10 protein-coding genes are annotated in these 17386 nt (G+C 70.3%); 5 read left to right on the forward strand and 5 right to left on the reverse strand.

Annotated features, from left to right (window positions below; translation table 11 throughout):
* Positions 1–3: 3 nt before the first annotated feature.
* From ACWDMM_RS24565 to ACWDMM_RS24580, 4 genes are all read right to left on the reverse strand, one after another.
* Positions 4–6276, reverse strand: a complete 6273-nt coding sequence (locus ACWDMM_RS24565; protein WP_449939750.1) for an SDR family NAD(P)-dependent oxidoreductase — start codon at positions 6274–6276, stop codon at positions 4–6.
* Between the two features lie 128 nt (positions 6277–6404).
* A complete protein-coding gene (locus tag ACWDMM_RS24570) occupies positions 6405–7550 on the reverse strand; it encodes an LLM class flavin-dependent oxidoreductase (RefSeq protein WP_195083071.1) in 1146 nt (381 codons plus the stop codon).
* Positions 7551–7565: 15 nt separating this feature from the next.
* On the reverse strand, positions 7566–9782 hold the full coding sequence (locus ACWDMM_RS24575) for an MMPL family transporter (RefSeq protein WP_195083072.1): 2217 nt from the start codon (positions 9780–9782) through the stop codon (positions 7566–7568).
* Positions 9783–9836: 54 nt separating this feature from the next.
* Complete coding sequence (locus ACWDMM_RS24580) at positions 9837–10763, reverse strand: ParB/RepB/Spo0J family partition protein (protein ID WP_195083073.1); 927 nt, start codon at positions 10761–10763, stop codon at positions 9837–9839.
* Between the two features lie 158 nt (positions 10764–10921).
* Here ACWDMM_RS24580 and ACWDMM_RS24585 point away from each other — a divergent pair, with 158 nt between their 5' ends.
* Together ACWDMM_RS24585 and ACWDMM_RS24590 are read left to right on the forward strand one after the other, a co-directional pair.
* Positions 10922–11515, forward strand: coding sequence for a TetR/AcrR family transcriptional regulator (locus ACWDMM_RS24585; RefSeq protein WP_195083074.1), 594 nt, complete (start codon positions 10922–10924; stop codon positions 11513–11515).
* A 172-nt stretch (positions 11516–11687) separates the two neighbouring features.
* Positions 11688–12434, forward strand: a complete 747-nt coding sequence (locus tag ACWDMM_RS24590) for a rhomboid-like protein (RefSeq protein ID WP_357208651.1) — start codon at positions 11688–11690, stop codon at positions 12432–12434.
* 9 nt (positions 12435–12443) lie between these two features.
* Here ACWDMM_RS24590 and ACWDMM_RS24595 read toward each other — a convergent pair whose 3' ends face one another.
* Positions 12444–12623: a hypothetical protein gene (locus tag ACWDMM_RS24595; RefSeq protein ID WP_195083076.1), complete on the reverse strand. Its 180-nt coding sequence runs from the start codon at positions 12621–12623 to the stop codon at positions 12444–12446.
* Positions 12624–12835: 212 nt separating this feature from the next.
* Between ACWDMM_RS24595 and ACWDMM_RS24600 the strand changes: the two genes are divergently transcribed.
* The 3 genes from ACWDMM_RS24600 (at position 12836) to ACWDMM_RS24610 (ending at position 16986) form a co-directional block, all read left to right on the forward strand.
* Entirely contained in the window at positions 12836–13960 is a 1125-nt protein-coding gene (locus tag ACWDMM_RS24600) for a hypothetical protein (protein WP_357208649.1), read from the forward strand.
* Between the two features lie 162 nt (positions 13961–14122).
* Positions 14123–14551: a hypothetical protein gene (locus ACWDMM_RS24605; RefSeq protein WP_195083078.1), complete on the forward strand. Its 429-nt coding sequence runs from the start codon at positions 14123–14125 to the stop codon at positions 14549–14551.
* Positions 14551–16986 (forward strand): M48 family metalloprotease, encoded by a 2436-nt coding sequence (locus ACWDMM_RS24610; RefSeq protein WP_357208647.1) that lies wholly within the window; start codon positions 14551–14553, stop codon positions 16984–16986. Before ACWDMM_RS24605 ends, ACWDMM_RS24610 begins: the two co-directional genes overlap by 1 nt.
* The last annotated feature ends 400 nt before the right edge of the window (positions 16987–17386 follow it).

Raw genomic sequence — 17386 nt, forward strand, 5'->3', positions numbered from 1 at the left:
CTTTCATGCGGCCGCGGCGTCGGGCTCGGCGAACTGGCTGACCACTTTGGCGCCGATGCCGCGCAGCGACAGGCCCCTGCTGAGCTCGAGCGCGGAGATCTTGACGTCGAGCTCCTTCTCGGTGCGCGCCCCGAATTCCATCGCCATGAGCGAGTCCATGCCCAGATCGGTGACCGGCTCGTCGATGTTGATGGTGTCGGTGTCCACGCCGAGCACCACCGCGAGCTGATCGGCGAGGCGCCGGGCGACGAAGTCGGCGCGCTGTTCGGTGGGCAGGGTGAGGATCTCGGTGCGCAGTGCGCCGCCTGCCTCGTCGCCGACGCCGATGTCGGCGAGCAGTTGGCGGAAGCGACGCGTATCGGTGGACGGCCGCGCCACGCGCGACCACACCGTCCAGTCGATGTCGGCCACCGCGACCTGCGGGGCGTCCAGCGCCAGGCATTCGCGCAGCAGGGCGGTGGCCCGGTCCATGTCGATGGGCAGGAAGCCGATCGACTTGACGTAGTCCGCCAGCGCCTCGGTCTTGTCGGCCATGCCGCCGCCGCTCATGAAGCCCCAGTTCACCGCCAGCGCCGCGGCGCCGCGGGCACGGCGGTCGGCGGCGAGCGCGTCCAAGGCGGCATTGGCGGCGGCGTAGCCGATCTGCGGGGTGATGCAGCCCAGCGCGCTGATCGAGGAGTAGAGCACGAACATGTCCGGCTCGATGCCGGCGGCCTCGATCGCCCGGTCCAGATGCTGGGCTCCGCGCACCTTGGCGAACAGATCGTCCAGCGACTCCTGGGTGATCTGCGGGATGGGCAGGTTGTTCACCACCCCTGCCGCGTGGAAGACACCGCGCAGCGGGGCGACCGACCGGATGCGCTCCACCAGGGCAACCGTCGCGGCATAGTCGGCGACGTCCACTCGCTCCTCGATCACCGACACGCCCGCGGCGGTGAAGGCAGCGACCTGGTTCCTGGCTTGCGGGGTGGACGCGCCGCTGCGGCCGACGAGCACCAGTGTGCGTGCGCCCTCGGCCACCAGCCAGCGCGCGGTGGCCAGACCGAAGCCGCCGAAGCCGCCGGTCACCAGATAGCAGCCGTCCGGATCGATCCTGGGATGGGCGAGCTTCGGGCGCACCATCGGCCGTTCCTCGCGCAGGTCGAGCACGACCCGGCCGATCTGATCGGATCGCGCGACGGACTCGAACGCCGCGGCCAGCTCCGACACCGGATAGGCCTGATACGGAAGGTACCGGTACGTGCCCGCACGCAACGCCGCGTGACTGGCGCGCATCGGCGTGCGCAAGAATTCCGGATCGTGGGCCAGCGCCCGGTCCATGTCGACGGAGAAGAACGTGAGATTGCGGTCGAAGGGAGCCAGTTCGATGACCCCGCCGGTGTAGATGTCGGCCTTGCCGATGTCGACGACCCGGCCGAATTCGGCGGCCACCCGGAAGTTCTGGCGCAGGATCTCACCGGGCGCCGAACTGTAGACCACGTCGACGCCGCGGCCGCCGGTGAGTTCGGCGATCTCGTCGACGAAGTCGGCCGACCGCGAGTTCAGCACATGGTGCGCGCCGAGCTCGCGCACCTGCGCACGCCGCTCGGGGGTGCCCGCCGTGGCGATCACCGTCGCGCCGATGTCCAGCGCGACCTGCACCGCGGCCATGCCCATGCCGCCCGCCGCGCCGTGCACCAGCACGGTCTCCTCCGGCCGCAGCCGCGCCAGGGTCCGCAACCCGAATTCCGCGGTGAGGAACGGCAATCCGGAACCGCACGTCAGCGGATCGTAGGCTTCGCCGGGCAGCAGCCGGTGCGGCATGGTCGCGCCCGCGTCGACGGGCATGGTGACGTACTTGCGCAGGATGTCGCGGGCGCACACCATCATCCGGTCGCCGACCGCGACATCGGTGACGCCGGGCCCGACGCGCTCGACCACGCCGGAGCCCTCCATGCCGACCGTCGTGCCGAAATAGGTGCCGGCGAGTTCCTTTTCGGTGAGCACGCCGATGACCTTCATCGCGTCCTTGTAATTGAGACCGGCCGTCTCCATCCGGATCTCCACCTCGCCGGGGCCTGGTGCGACCCGATCGGTCTCGCGCAACGCCAGATCCGCCATCAGACGTGAACGGGGAATCTCCACCACGAACGAGGCGTCCGGGTCCGCCAGCGGGGTGGCCCGGTTGCGCTCGTCGAGATGCGCGCCGAAATTGCGGTCCAGCCGCACCGCCCAGTGGTCGGTTCCCCGCACCGCGATCTCGTCGAGCACGTCGTCGGAGAAGACGAGATCCGCAGGCGGAGTCTCGGAGCCCGCGTTCGCGTCGACGAGCCGCCAGCCCGCCGCGGGTTGTTCGTTGAGCAGGGCGCGCCGCGCGCCCACCAGCGCGCCGTGCGAGACCTTCGCGCCGCTGTCGGCGGGCGTGCACAACGCTTGCTCGGTCACGACGACGGCGCGGACGCGGACCTGCGGCGCGTCGGCGAGCAGATGCTCGACGGCATTCGCCGCGCGCGCCAGCCAGTAGACGTTGCGCGAGCCGTCGAACGCGTCGCCGAACACGACGACCACCCGGATGCGTTCGGCGATCGGAGCGCCGTCCGGCGAGCGCAGCGCCGACCGCAGGCGTTCGTCGTTGTCGCTTGCGTCCGGATCGGTGAGCACGATGGTGACGTCGGTCCGTTCGCCCAGCAGCGACGTCGCGCGGTCGGCGGCGTCGGCGCCGACACACACGGCCACCACCACCTCCTGCTCGGACCGCGCGCCGGCCTGCGTCTCGACGATCTCCCACCGGGGCTGATAGAACACGCGTTCCAGCTGATGGGTGACCTCGATCGCCGCGCTGACCGGGCGGAACTCGACGCCGAGCAACCGCATGGCCACCTCGCCCCCTTCGCCGACGATCGCGATGTCGGCGCGCAGCGGGTCGGCGCCGCGCCGGGTCACCACGACCCGTGGCCGCTGCGGCAGCGGGCCGAGCAGGCGCACCCCGGCGATGGCGGCGGGCACGATCGCCACGCCGGTGTCCGAGTCGGCGGCCAGCGCGGCGATGCACTGCAGCGCGGCGTCGACCAGGGCGGGGTGGGCGAGGTGCCGGATCGGCGCGTCCTGCTGCACGGGCGCGAGCGAGGCCACCACCGCGTCCGCGCCGACGGCGGCCGAGACGATGCGCTGGAAGGCGGGTCCGTAGTCCAGGCCGCGAGCGGCCAGACCGCGATACAGATCCGGGCCTGCGACGGCCACGGCGTGCTCGGGGGCGGCGACATCCACGACGGCGGAGGTGAAGTCGGCTTCGATGAGCCTGCCGTGGGCGTTGAGCGTCCAGGTGGCCGCGGTCGCCGAGCGGGAGCGGATCTGGAAGCGTTTGGTCGACTCCTCGACGCTCACGCGCAGCACCGGGATGTCGTGCTCGTCGATCACCAGCGGCGCGACGAATTCCACCGACTCCAGCCCGACGCTGGTGCGTCCGGTGCGCTCGACGGCGGCGCTGAGCGCGGCGTCGAGGTAGGCCGCGCCGGGCAGCACGACATGTCCGGCCACGACGTGGTCGCGCAGCCACGGCAGCCGCGACACCGACAGCTGCACCTCCCACTCCGAGCCCGCCGCGGTCGTCGGCTCGCCCAGCAGCGCGTAGCCGTCCGGCGTACCGAGGCGATCGAGCAGGGTGACCGCCTCGTCGTGCCAGACCCTTTTGCGCTGCCACGGATAAGCGGGCAGATCCAGATGCCCGACGACGGAGTCGGGACGACCGGGCACGGCCGAACCGTCCAAAGAGCCCGCGACATACAGGTCCGCGACGGCGCGCAGCACGTTGTTGCGGTCGCGCAGATCGCGCGAGAGCGTGGTCACCGCGGCGCCGATCACCCCGCGATGGATCAGCATCTCGCGGATGTTGCCGCTGAGCACCGGGTGCGGACCCACTTCGAGGAAGACCCGGTGACCCGCGTCGACCAGCGCGCCGATGGCGTCGGCGAAGCGGACCGGCTCGCGCACGTTGCGGCACCAGTAGTCCGCGTCCCAGTCCGTGCCCGCGATCTCGGCGGCGGTCACGGTGGAGTACGTGGTGAGCTTCGCGTCCCGCGGCGCCAGCTGGGCCAGCGCGTCGCGCAGGTCGTCGAGGATCGGGTCCATCAGATGGCTGTGGTACGGCACCTCGACCCGCAGGCTGCGCGCGAACGTGCCGGTGGCGGACAGGGTGTCGCGCAGCAGCTCCAGGTCCTCGCTGTCGCCTGCGAGGGTGACCGCGCCGGGGCTGTTCACCGCGGCGACGCAGATGCTGTCGGTGCGGGCGAGCAACTCCCGTGCTTCGCTCTCGGACATGCCGAGGGCCAGCATGCCGCCGCTGCCCGCGGTGGTCGCCTGCAACCGGGCGCGGTGGTAGCTGACGGTGAGCGCGTCGCGCAGCGACAGCGCGCCGGACACATACGCGGCCGTGACCTCGCCGACGCTGTGCCCGACCACCACCGCCGGATACACGCCGTACTCGGCCAGTTCGGCGGTCAGCGCGGCCTGCAGCACGAAGTTGGCGGGCTGGGCGTAGGCGGTCTGCATGATCCGCGAGCCGTCCTCGTCGGCGAGCATCTCGTCCAGGATCGACCAGCCCGCGATCGAGACGAACTCCCGATCGATCTCCCTGGCGACCTTGGCGAACGTGCTGTCGGTCGTGAGCAGCTCGCGGCCCATGCCCCACCACTGCGGGCCCATGCCGCTGAAGACGAAGACGGGCTCCACCTCGCCGTCGCCGATGATGCGGGACGGGGCCCGGCCCTCGCCGTCGGCGAAGGCGCGCAACTGGGTGCGCAGGTCGTCGGCGTCGTCGTAGGCGAAGCCGACCCGCAGGGGATGGTGGGCGCGGCGGGTCCAGGCGGCGGCGGTCAGCGCGTCGGCGGGATGCCGGTCCAGCGCGTCGGCGAGTTCGCCCGCGAGCGCGCGCACGGCGGTCTCGTGGCGGCCGGAGACCGGCAGCACCCGCGGCACCGGGCGCTCGTCCTCGGCCCGCGCGGCCGATGACGGCGCTTCGACGAGGATGGCGTGGGCGTTGGTGCCGCCGTAACCGAAGCCGTTGACCGCGACCACACCCTTGCCCGGCGCAGCGGGCAGTGGCTCGGGGCGCAGCGGGACACGTAGTCGTAGCTCGTCGAACTTGATCTGCGGGTTCGGCGTGGTCAGCTCGAACTGGGGCGCGACCGTGCGGTGGTGCAGGGTGAGCGCGGCCTTGATGAGGCTCGCGACCCCCGCCGCGGCCTCGGTGTGCCCGAAGTTGTTCTTCACCGAGCCGACCGGCACCGGTTCGCCGCGGCCGTCCACCGCGCCGTACACCGCGCCGAGCGCGGACATCTCGATCGGATCGCCGACCGCGGTGCCGGTGCCGTGCGCCTCTAGATAGCTCACCTCGTGCGCCGCGACGCCGGCGTCATCGCGCACCTGACGGGCGAGTTGTTCCTGCGCAACGGGATTCGGCACCGGAATGGCCATGGTTCGGCCGTCCTGGTTGACGCCCGTCGCGCGGATGACGGCGTAGATGCGGTCGTTGTCGCGCTGGGCCACGTCCAGCGGCTTGAGCAGCACCGCGCCCGCGCCCTCCGCCCTGCCGTATCCGTCGGCGGCGGCGTCGAAGGTCTTGCAGCGGCCGTCGACCGACAGGAACCGGCCCTTGCACATCGAGATGAACGTCTCCGGCTGCAGCATCGCGTTCGCCCCGCCGGCCAGCGCGATCTCGCACTCGCCGTTGGCGATCGCCTGCACCGCCAGATGCGTCGCCACCAGCGAGGACGAGCAGGCGGTGTCGACGGTCAGGCTGGGGCCGTGCAGGTCGAGCAGATAGGAGATCCGGTTGGACAGCAAGGTGTGCGAGGCGCTCATCGCGGTGTGGCTGGTGATCGCCGAGCGGACCAGCGGACCGCTGCGCCCGAGCACGTTGTCGAGGATGAAGCCGCCGACGTAGACGCCGACGCGATGGCCGGAGACCCGGCCCGCCATGCCCGCGTCGTCGAGCGCCTCCCAGGTCACCTCCAGCAGCAGCCGCTGCTGGGGATCGAGGATGGCGGCCTCCTTCTGGGCGATGCCGAAGAAATCGGCGTCGAAATCCCACAGCGGCTGGCTGAGAAATCCGCCGCGCCGGGTGTACATACGTCCCGGCGCGTCCGGATCCGGGTCGTAGTACTTTTCGATACTCCAGCGATCCGGCGGGATATCGACGATCCCGTCGCCTTTGTTCAGCAGAAAATTCCAGTAGCTTTCCGCATCGGATACGCCGCCTGGAAAACGGCAGCCGATACCCACTATTGCAATGTCGACCATTATTTCTCCTGGCCTTTTATGCGGGACCATGCTGAGCCCCCCGACCGCAGCAGCACAAATATTATGACGAGCTCCTTCGCTCGAATGCATGCTATTGCTCGGGCCGCTCGTGCGTCAATTGTCTTGCGTTACAGGCGCTTCAATTTACGTAACGTCGCCACCAGGGACGCGTTCGAAATCATCCCCTGTGTGACGCTCGGATGAATTGCGCTGAGATTCATGAGCACGGCATAGCGCAGGCCGTGGTCGCGCCAGTGCGCGAGCTGCTCGACGATCTCATCCGGCGTTCCGGCCAGGCAGAATTCCCGCACCAGCGAGGCCGGGACCTTCTCGATGTAGTCCAGCACGGTGCGCTCGTCCAGCGTCTGGGGAAGGTAGTCCTGCAGGCCGGTGAAGTCATCGCCCAGCGGATGGGTGGCACCGTGCCTGGTCCACATCTCCCCGGGAGCGCACAGGGTCAGCGCCCGCGCGCCGACGCTCTCGACCAAGGCGTCCACCTGCCCGGGACGGGCGGCGGTGAGCACGCTGAACACGGCGGCGGGCGCGACCGACGACGGGTCGCGCCCGGCGTCGGAGGCCGCGGCGCGCACCAGCTCCAAGCGGTGCCGGTATTCGTGCGGGCGCTGCGCGAAGCCGGGGAACCACACGTCGGCGTAGCGCCCGGCGGCCCGCAGCATGCGCGGGCCGCCCGCGGCCACCCAGATCTCCGGGCGGCTACCCCGATACGGCGGAACGTCGAAGACCGCGTCGCGCAAGGGAAAGTACGGGGAGTCCCTGGTCACCAGGCTGCCGCGGGAGTCCCACAGTGCCCGGATGGTCGCCAGCGCCTCCTCGAACCGGCCGACCGGAGCGGACCAGTCCACGCCGTAGGGCTCGTTGTTGTCCCTGATCCCGGTGCCGATGCCGAGAATCGCGCGGCCCCGGCTCAACTGGTGCAGCGTGGCGGCGGCCTGCGCGGTCACGGCGGGATTGCGGCGGCCCGCGTCGGTGACGCCGACGCCGAGCCGCAGGCGGGCCAAGCGGTTCTGGGCGGCGAGATAGCCCAGCGCCGTCCACGGTTCGTAGATGCCGTCGGCGTGCGGCGCCAGCCGGGTGATGCCGACGTGCCGCGGTTTCCAGATCGAGGCGGGCAGGATCGAGGGCAGGTGGTCGGTCACCCAGAGCGAGTCCGCCCCGCCCGCCATCGCCACCGAGCGACTGCCGCGAAATTGCAGATCGGGCGCGAACCGGGTGTAGACGCCGGAATCCATCACGCCTGTGCGAAATTTCGCCATGTTGTTCCTCTCGCACTACTTGGGTACTGGCTCGAGAGCTGCGCTGGTCTCGGGGATTTCGATACGTTGGTGCCACGCGGCGAGCCGGCGCGGCGCCCACCAGTTGGCCGCGCCGAGCAGGCGCATCAGAGCGGGCGCGAGCACGCCGCGGATCAATGTCGCGTCGCTGAGCACGGCCAGGGTCAGGCCGAGGCCGAACAGTTGGATGAACGACACGTGTGAGGTCACCATGCCCGCGAAGGCGATCGCCATCAGACAGGCGGCCGCGGTGAAGATCCGGGCGGTGCGGGCCACGCCGGTCGCGACGGCGCGGGTGTTGTCGCCGGTGGACAGCCATTCCTCCCGGATCCGGGACAACAGGAAGACCTCGTAGTCCATCGAGACGCCGAAGGCGATGCAGAACATGAGAATCGGCATGGTCGGCACCAGGTAACCGGTCGGGGTGAAGCCGAGCAGGCCGGCCAGGTGACCGTCCTGGAAGATCCAGACCATGGCGCCGAAGGTCGCCGCCAGCGACAGCGTGTTCAGCAGCAGCGCTTTGATCGGCAGCAGCACGCTGCCGGTGAAGAAGAACAGCACCACCAGCGTCGACAGCGCGATCACGACCACGGCGACGGGCACTTTCGCCGCGAGCGCGTCGAGCGTGTCGACGCTTTCGGCCGCCGCGCCACCGAGCAGCGCCCGGCCGGGCGCTGGAACCGCGCGCACTTGGTCGAGCTGCGCGATCGCGGCGGGGGAGTACGGGTCGAGCCGGGTGCCCACCCGCAAATACGTGCCCGCGTCGTCGCGCAGGCCAGGCGGCGCGGCGGCCACTTTCAGCCCGCCGGCGTACACGCCCGCCGCGGACAGCACGGACGTCACATGCTCCACCCGCGACAACCGCTGCGCGTAGGCGGCGATGTCGGTGTCGCCGCCTCGGTAGCCGGGCATGGCCACCACCACACCGGCCATGGCGTTCTCCCGGAAACCGGTGCGCAAGGCGTCGCCGACCACGTGGCTGGAGGCCCCGGCGATGACCCGGTCGTCGGCGGCGCCGAACCGGATGGACAGGAACGGCGATCCCAGCACCAGCAACAGCGCGATCACCGCCAGCGCGGCCACGGCCGGGTGGCGCATGACCAGCCGCACCGAGCGGTACCACCGGGTGGCGGTGAGCTCGACGGGCTCGGGGCGGGGCCGCCGGAATCGCCGGCGCAGCAACACCCGCAGGTCGAGCGCGTCGACGCGGGGGCCGAGCAGCGCGAGCGCGGCGGGCACCAACAGCAAGGTGGTGAATACGGCCGCGCCGAGCACGGCCAAGCCCGCGTAGGCCAGCGAACGCAGGAAATACAGCGGGAAGACCAGCAGCGTCGACAGCGACAGCGCGATCACCACACCCGAGAACAGCACGGTGCGTCCCGCGGTGCGCGCGGTGCGCGAGACGGCGGCGGCGGTGTCGTGCCCGGCGGCGAGTTCCTCGCGGAACCGGCTGACCATGAACAGGCTGGAATCGATCGCGACCGCGAAACCCAAGGCGCTCATCATGTTCAGCGCGAAGATCGACACGTCGCCGACCTCGGTGAGCAGCCGCAGGATCGGCAGCGTCGCGAAGATGTTGAACACGCCGACCGCCAGCGGGACCAGCGCGGCGGTGAGGCTGCCGAAGACCAGGATCAGGGCCAGGCCGGTCAGCGGTATCGCGATCGCCTCGGTGATCAGCAGATCGGTGACGATGCGATGGCTCATCTCGTCGAACGCCACCGCCTGGCCGCCCGCCCGCACCGTCACGCCGTCGAAGTCGCCGCCGACCTGCTCGGCGATCGCTCCGGCCCGCTTCGGCGCGTCGGTGTCGTCGCCGGTGACATGCGCCAGGACGAGCCCGTCGCGACCGTCGTTGCCGCGCAAGGCCTGGCGCAGATCCGGCGGGAGCTCCCAGTAGGACTGGACCGCGTCGACGTCGTCGCGGCCGCGCAGCTGCGCGGTCACGCGCTCGCCGACCGTGCGCGCCGCGGGGCCGTCGAGTCCGTCCGGCGCGGTGACCAGCAGCACCAGATTCGGCGCCGCGCCGGGGAATTCGCGGTTGAGGAACGCAGCCACCTCGGCGGATTCGGTGTCGGACGGGATGTAGCCGCCGGACTTCAGGTGGGCGGGCGCCGACCAGCCGAGCGCGACGCAGACGATGCCGATCAGCAGCGCGCCGTACAGGACGGATCGCGGTCGCCGGGTCGCCAGACGTGCGAGACCAACAAGCATGATGAATGACCTTTTCTCGGGCTGCGGCCGTGGCGAATGCGGGTGCGGCCGGTGCTATTCGGCGGCGCCGGATTCGATGTAGCCGGCCAGCGCTCGCCATTCCTTGGCATTGCGGTTGGCGAGTTCGGCGACGGCCGGGATGCAATGCGGGGGGACCGTGGCCACCAGCGCGGTCCACACCTCGCGCTGCATCGAGTGGGTGTGCAACCAGCGCAGCAGGTCGCGGCCCTGCTGGCTGTGCCGCATGGCCGGGTCGCGGGTGAGCTGTTGCAGCAGCAGCGCGCTGCCCTCCGGCTGATCCGCGGTGGTGTCGTCCTCGCAGGATCCGGTCTCGCGCAAGCGTTTGCGGATCGAGTGCGCCGTGCTGATGGACACCTCCGCCGCGGCGGCCAGCGCGCGCAGCGGCATGTCCGGCGAGGTCGCCAGCAGCTCGGCGACCCGGCGCCTGCGCTGCGCGCGGTCCATCGGCCTGCGCCTGCCGTCGGCGCCGACGCGGATGTTCGACTGCGGAATTTCCGCACTCGAACGTTGGCGGATCGTGGCGACCGTGCGCGCGGACAGTCCCGTAGTGGAGGCGATGGCCCGGTCGGACAATTCCGGCATCGTCTCGATGATCCGCTCGGCCGCCGCTTTGCGGTCCGAAAGTGTCAGCGGCAGACCGTGCGTCGTATTCAGCTCGACACCGCGCAGAAAAGCCTCTGCCGGTGTCCCGTCGAAGAACACGACATCGATGTGCTCGCGGCCGAGCCATTGCGCGGCGCGCAACCGGTGCATTCCGTCGATGACGCGCATGGTGCTGCGATGCACCAGAATCGGCGGTAATTCGGTGTCGCTCTCGGCCAATCGCGCGATATGCCTGCGGTCTTCCCCGTTCGACCGCGGCGAATCCGCGGGCAACAACTCGTCGATCGACACGAGATAGCTTGCGTTCGATGCCAGTGGCACCACATCGCCGCTCACCAATTTAAACTCAGCGGACATTTCGAACCCCCAGGGTCGCCCGGAATCAGATCGGTCCTCGATGACCCGATGGTCCATCCGGAACCCGGCTAGGCTTCGACCGACCGATCGGTCACAGCGTAGGTGCGGCCGGTGCACGACACTAGCCTTTTCAGAAAGAGTGGGGAGAATTCGGAAACATGACAGTCATTGCCGACCCCGGTCGCACGGCGCTGCTCATCGCGGGCACCGTGGTGGCGGAACGCGAGGGGCTGCACCGTCTTTCGGTCAACGCGGTGGTCGAGGAAGCCGGGATGGCCAAGGGCACCTTCTACCACCACTTCGTCAACCGTCGCAGCTACGTCATCGCGCTGCACCGCCGCTTCTTCGACGCGCTGTCGCAGTCGGTGGCCGCGGCGCTGGCGGGGATTCCGCCGGGCGTCGAGCGGATCGCCCCGAGTCTGGACGCGTTCCTCGATGCCTGTCTCCATGCCCGCGGCACCGAAGCGTTCATGGTGCAGGCACGCACCGACCCCGACCTGCGCGAGGAGATCGGCCGCCGCCACGAGCTGTTCATCGCGGTCGGACGGCCGGACATGGCCGCCGCCGGATGGCCCGACCCCGACGCCGCCTCCCGGATGAAAGTGGCCATGGTCGGCGAGATCTGCCTGGCCGAGCTCACCGCCCGGCGGGCACGTCCGGATCTGCGCATCGCGGCGGTGCGCATGCTCACCGCCAACCGCACGGGGCCGCTTGCCGCGCAGCCGCCCGAGACCGGCGCGTCGGCCACGTAGTCGCGGCATTCCCAGGACGCGTCCCGGGGACGGGGCGGTCATCGGTGGGATCCCCGGCCGGCCGGAGAGTAGTGTTTCAGCTGGCAGAGCCAGGAGAGTGCGCCTCGATTCGGCAACGCGGCCGGGCGGGTCGCGTCCTTCGGCGAAGGATTTCCCGCAGGAAGGCCGCGCCATGACTCACACAGCCGACGGCGGCGGGACGCGCACCGGCCGCACGGCGTCCGCATGGCAGTACGCGCGCACCGCGCCGTGGACCTTCGCCTGGCTGACGCTGCTGCTGGGCACCACGATCATCCAGCACCTGGTGCCGCGCGGCGATCTGGAGCGCCTGCTGGGCGAGCGTTCCACCAACCTGCGCAACCTCGAATCCGATCCACTGCACGCCCTCCTGACCAGTCTGCTGTGGATCGACGGCTATTTCTGGTTGCCCTACCTGGTGCTGTTCTGTGTCTTCCACGCCCCGGCGGAACGGTGGCTCGGCTCGTTGCGCTGGGCGATCGTCGGTCTGTGCGCGCACGTCGCGGCCACGTATTTCAGCGAGGGCATCCTGGCCGTTGCCATCCGCCACGGGTACGCCGATCCGGGGATGGTCGATGTGCGTGATATCGGCGTCAGTTATTTTCTCGCCGCCATCATCGGGATCCTGACCTACCATGTCGCCCGTCCGTGGCGGTGGCTGTACCTCGGCGGAATCCTGGTGTGGTTCGCCACCCCGTTGCTGATCCATCCCACCTTCACCGGCGTCGGGCACTGTTCGGCGCTGCTGATCGGGCTGGCCGCCTACCCGCTCACGCGTGGCCGGACCGCGCCGGACTGGGACCCGGCCACCATGTGGCGACACCGGGTCGATGCCGGCCGAGCGCCGAGCGGGCGTGCCGGAGTCACCGGAGCCCGAACCCCGCAGGACAGGCGCGGGTAGAGCGGGGGATCATTCCGGTGCGGCGTTCGATTCGAGAGCTTCGTCGTACGCGTACCCCGCGTCGCGGACCTTGGTCGCGAGGAATCGCATCCGCTCCGAGGTGAGGTAGCCGCCGCGCAGAGCCGTGCCGTCCAACTCGGCGGCCACCTGCTCCAGCGCCAATCGCGCGAACCGCGTTCGATCGACCATGGCGGAGTTCTACCAGGTAGTCGCGGCGGACGCGATCGCACCACGCGGGGCGTTTCCGGAAAGTCGCCGCATCGATCCGGCACCAACTTCCCACCAGTGGCGAATTTCCGGCTACCGAATCGGCCTATGCTGCTCGGCGGCCGCCGGATCGGGGCCCCGAGCGGGAGGCGAACGCCGGACCCGTCTCGCGCGGACTACGTGTTGGACAGGCGATGACGCGACTCGTGCACTTCGTGGGCAGCTTGCCCGAGCCATTGACGACCGGCGACAGCGCTGTGCTGGAGTGGTTCGTCCAGCGCAGCCGGGGCCACCGGCTCACCGGTGTGCCGCGGGACCTGGATCCCAGTTGGGTCGTGCAGTACCTGCGCGAGCGGGACAGACACGACGACGTCTTCGAAGTGGTGCGCGGCGGTGACTTCGCCGACTACGCCGACATGCGCGTGTACGGCATTCGCCGGCGCGCGACCCTCGAACCCCGGCACGTGGCGATGGATCGCGTCGACCGCATCGGCGCGGCCGTCACCGCCTTTCGCGCGCTGCGGGCTCGGCATCCCGAACTCGCCGAAACGAGATTGCAGATCAGCCAACCGAATCCGCTGGATCTGGCGCTGTTCGTGTTCGCAGGCGCGGCGGTGGCCGACGGGCTTCCGCTCGGGCGCGCGCTGCGCCACCTGCGGACGGTGACCCCAGCGCTGCGCAACCTGCCCGTCTTCGTCGAGGCCGTGCTGGCCGAAATGGCGCAGGTGACAGCCGAGCACGGCGATCTGGTCACCTGGCAGGTGGAGTCGCCGATCGCCCAGCTCGCCCTGGTGAAGGCGGCGCGACTCGGTGCGCAGGCTCCGGCCGGCCGTCTGGTCGCGCGTCAGTTGTCCGGCTTCCTCGCCCGGGCACACGAGATCGGCGCACAGACCACCCTGCATCTGTGCTATGGCGACTATCAGCACAGAGAACTGCTCGCGCCGCGCAGTCTCGCGCCGGCGGTGCGGCTGTTGAACACCCTCGCGCGAGACCTGCGCGCTCGCGCCGTGCCGCTGCCGCCCGCGCACATCCCCTGCGCTTACGGTGCTCATCCGGCTCCGCTGGAGCCTGCGTTCTACCGGCCGCTGCGCAGGCTCGACCCGGAGTGGCGGGTCATCGCCGGGGTGGTGTCGCCGGCCGGAGCGCAAGACAGCATCAAGAGCCTGGCCTTGTTCGAGGCGGCGGCGGGCCGGGCCGCGTACGGTGTGGCGACGGCGTGCGGCCTCGGCCGGTGCACCGTCGAGGAGGCCGAGCGCGCCGCCGAAGCCACCGTGGCGACCGCCACGGCCGCCGAGTCGGCGCCGAGCGAGGCGGCGTGAGGCCGATAACCCGCGGCTGACGCATCGGTGGCGGCTCACTGCTGGGTTGCGGGTCCGCAACGGAACAGCGCCCGTGCGGCAGAATGGTTTTCGACCAGTCGTCGACGCCGAGGGGGTAGTGCGCTGAGTATCGCGGATGCGGAACCGATCGATGTCGTTGCGGTGGCACGGTCAGTCGTCGCCGCGCACGCGCCGGAAGAGTTGCCGCTGTTCGACGTCACCGCCGCGGCGTACGCGGCGCGTCGGCGCGGCCCGAGTCCGGACGAACTGCTCGGCTTCGGAGTCGGTGCGGTGGAGGCGGTGGTGACGGTCGCGGTGCTGGCCGCGACCAAGGGTGCGGTGGACGCGCTCCTGGAATATTCCGGCAAACGCACCGCGCGTGGCCTGCGCGGCCGCCTGAGCCGGCTGCCGTGGCGGCGGCGCGCCGCGGCGGTCGCGGCGGCCGAACCGCTCAGCTCCGAGCAATTGAACGCCACCCGCGACGCCGCCAGGCGCGCGATACTCGCCTACGGGCTGACCGATCAGCAGGCGAACCTCCTGGCGGGGGCGATCGTAGGCGAGCTGGCGGCGCCGGACGACCCGCCGGACTGATGCGCCCCGCCCCGGAAGCATTCGGTTCGGGCACCACCCTGCGCTTCGCGGTGCTGGTGCTCGCCGCCGCGGCGACCATGTGGAATTGCTGGCAGGTGCTCGCGGGAGCCGCGCTCGGGACGCCCTACCGGCTGGCGACCGAGCAGTGCGTCCGAGCGCTGATCACGTCGCTCGGCGGGCACGACCCCGGTTCCGCCGCACCGGCCGACCCGGCGCATGGCGCGACCTTCGCCGCGACGGTCGGCGCCTGCTCCAGCCGTATCGGCGCGACGGCGTCGGTGATCGCGATGCTCTCCGTCGTCGCCACGGCGATCGCTGTCGCCTCGGTCTACTGGCTGTGGCCGTCCTGGCATATCCGGCGGCGCAGGCTGATCGCGCTCCCGGCCGGCGAATTTTCCGGGCTGGCGATGAAACTGGTGGCTTCGGCAGGGAACACCGAGGTGCGGTTCCTGCTCGATCCGGCCGACACTCGCGTCGGTGGGCGGGCGTTCGGTCGGTACCGGCGCCGCTATGTCGTTCTCGGTCGCGGTCTGGTGGAACGGTGGCGGCGCGGCACCGGCGACGGCGCGGTGGACGCGGTGGTCGCGCACGAACTGGCCCATATCCGCAATCGCGATCTGGATCCGGCCTATCTCGCGGTGTGGACATGGCGTCTGCTCGTGCTGCTCGGCGGCATCCCGTTCGGCTGCTGGATGCTGGTGGAACTCGCGACCGGTGATTGGCGGACCGCGCTCACCTATGGCTGGCGGATCGTCGTGTTGCTCGGATCGACCCTGTTGATCCGCAATGGACTGCTGCGGGCGCGCGAGTACTACGCAGACCTCCGTGCCGCACGGGCGTACCCGGTCCAGCTGCGGCGACTGCTGGACGATGCACCGCGGCCCAGAGGGTACCCGGGACTGCGCGCACGGTTCGGCATGCACCCCTCGGCACGGAACAGGCGGCGAATGCTGGACGCCCCCGGCGAGTTGCTGGCCCCGCGACTGCTTTCCTTGGTCACCATCGGCTTCAGCGCCATGCTGGCTTACGATCTGGTCGACGCGGTGACCGCGGTGGCCGGATTGCGCACACCGATAGCGCCGCTGGTGGGGATGACGCTGACCACGCTGGTCGCGACCAGCGGTCTCGCGCAGGCGGCGCTGCGCAACGCGTTGTGGGTGCGTGTCGAGGCGGATGCGATGCAGCTGCGGGACAGCGCGTTCCACATCTTGCTGATCGCGTTCGCCCATGGTTCGGCTCTGGCGCTGGGCATGGTGCTGGGGCGCGTGCTGGCACTGGATCCGGTAGCGCACGGCTCCATCGGCCACACCTGGTCGGCGACCGGCGAATTCCTGTCGCAATGGGCCACCGCGCTCGGCATGTGCTGTATCGGGGTGAGCGCCTGTGTCCACGTGGCGGCACGCAGCTGGCTACCGGTCGTCGCGACGGTCGACCGTCCCCGGGTCGTCGTCGCCACCTTGGCGGCCGGCGCCGCCGTGCTCATGCTGCCCTGGCTGCCGTCGTTGCTGTGGGCCTACTTCCTCTATGCGCGATTGCCCATGGAGGCGTCCGGCCTGCCGAACTGGGTGACGGGAGAACTGATGAAGCGGCAGCAGTTCCCTGAAGGTTTGTCCGATGTCCGGGGACTGTCGGCCGCCGTCGCGTTGGCACTGTTGCTCGCGGCGCCGCGGCTGCTGCGGGTCGGCCCCTTCGCGCGATCTCGGGCGGATGCCTCCGAAGCGCTGTGGCCGCAGCCGCCTGCGGGCCTCGGAGCCACGGTCGGCGTTGGTGTCGGCGCGGCCCTGTTCATGCTGAACATCTTGGGGGAATACGGGTTTCACACCGCGGCGTGGCCGGGCGCCGACGTCACTTCGATGGCGCTGATGGCATCGTCCCCAGCCAGTCGCGCGATCGTGTCGAGTGCCGAAGCGGAAAGCGGATGGCAGTTGTGTCATCGGTCCAGCGCGCCGGGCTCCGGGACGCGGTCCGATTGTGTGGCATACGGGCCTGATCCGAGCGGAGCGCAGTGCGGCGCCCAGGCGTTCCCGTGCGCCCCCTCCGTGCATGTCAGGCCTGGAGAACTCGTGACTCGTGTTCCGCCGCGGACGGGCTACCGGCCGAAAGTCGGGGAATCGGTCATGTTCGACGGGTCGCGAGCGGGCTGGGCGACCGTCGAATATCGAATCGCGTTGGTCATCGCGACGGAAGGCGATCGCATCACATGTGCCGGTGCGGGAGCGCCGATCCTGGTCGACGGGCAGCCGCCCGTCGACGGTGGAGTCCTCTACCCGGCCCACCCGGTGGGGCAGGAGGCCTTCGACCGCACCGTTCCCAGCGGTGGAATGTGGGTGCTCGGCCCGCGATGGCGTCCGGAGGACGGCTCGGACCGGCATCTGGGCGAGCGCGGCGGCGTGGTCGCGGCGTCGTCGGTGCTGCTGTACTTCGCGGAGGAATAGCTCTGCGACGCCGTTGCGGACGGAAGGCGCAGCGCCGCACGGAATCACGCGTCCCGTGCGGTGATGGCAACGGGTGCAACGGGTACGGGCACGGGGCGGCTCGGGTCGGTACCCTGGGTTCATGAGGTGTCGCGAGAAGCGTTAAGTTATCGCGAATTTCCGCGATCCCGACCGCGATGTACTCGACATTGTGTACCTTATGTTATCGAGGGTTCGCTCCCTGTCGGGGAGAGAGCCCGGGTCGTCGATACGGCCAGGCAGAAGGACTCCGTTGTCCCGTGCGGTGCATCCGTCCCGAGACGCGGACGACGTCGAGGATTGGGTGTGGCCGAATGCGTGTATCTGCTCCGATAACGGTCTCGGCTTTGGTTGTTGCTGGTGTGGTGGTGAGTGGTTCGGG

Source organism: Nocardia sp. NPDC003726 (genome assembly GCF_053586955.1).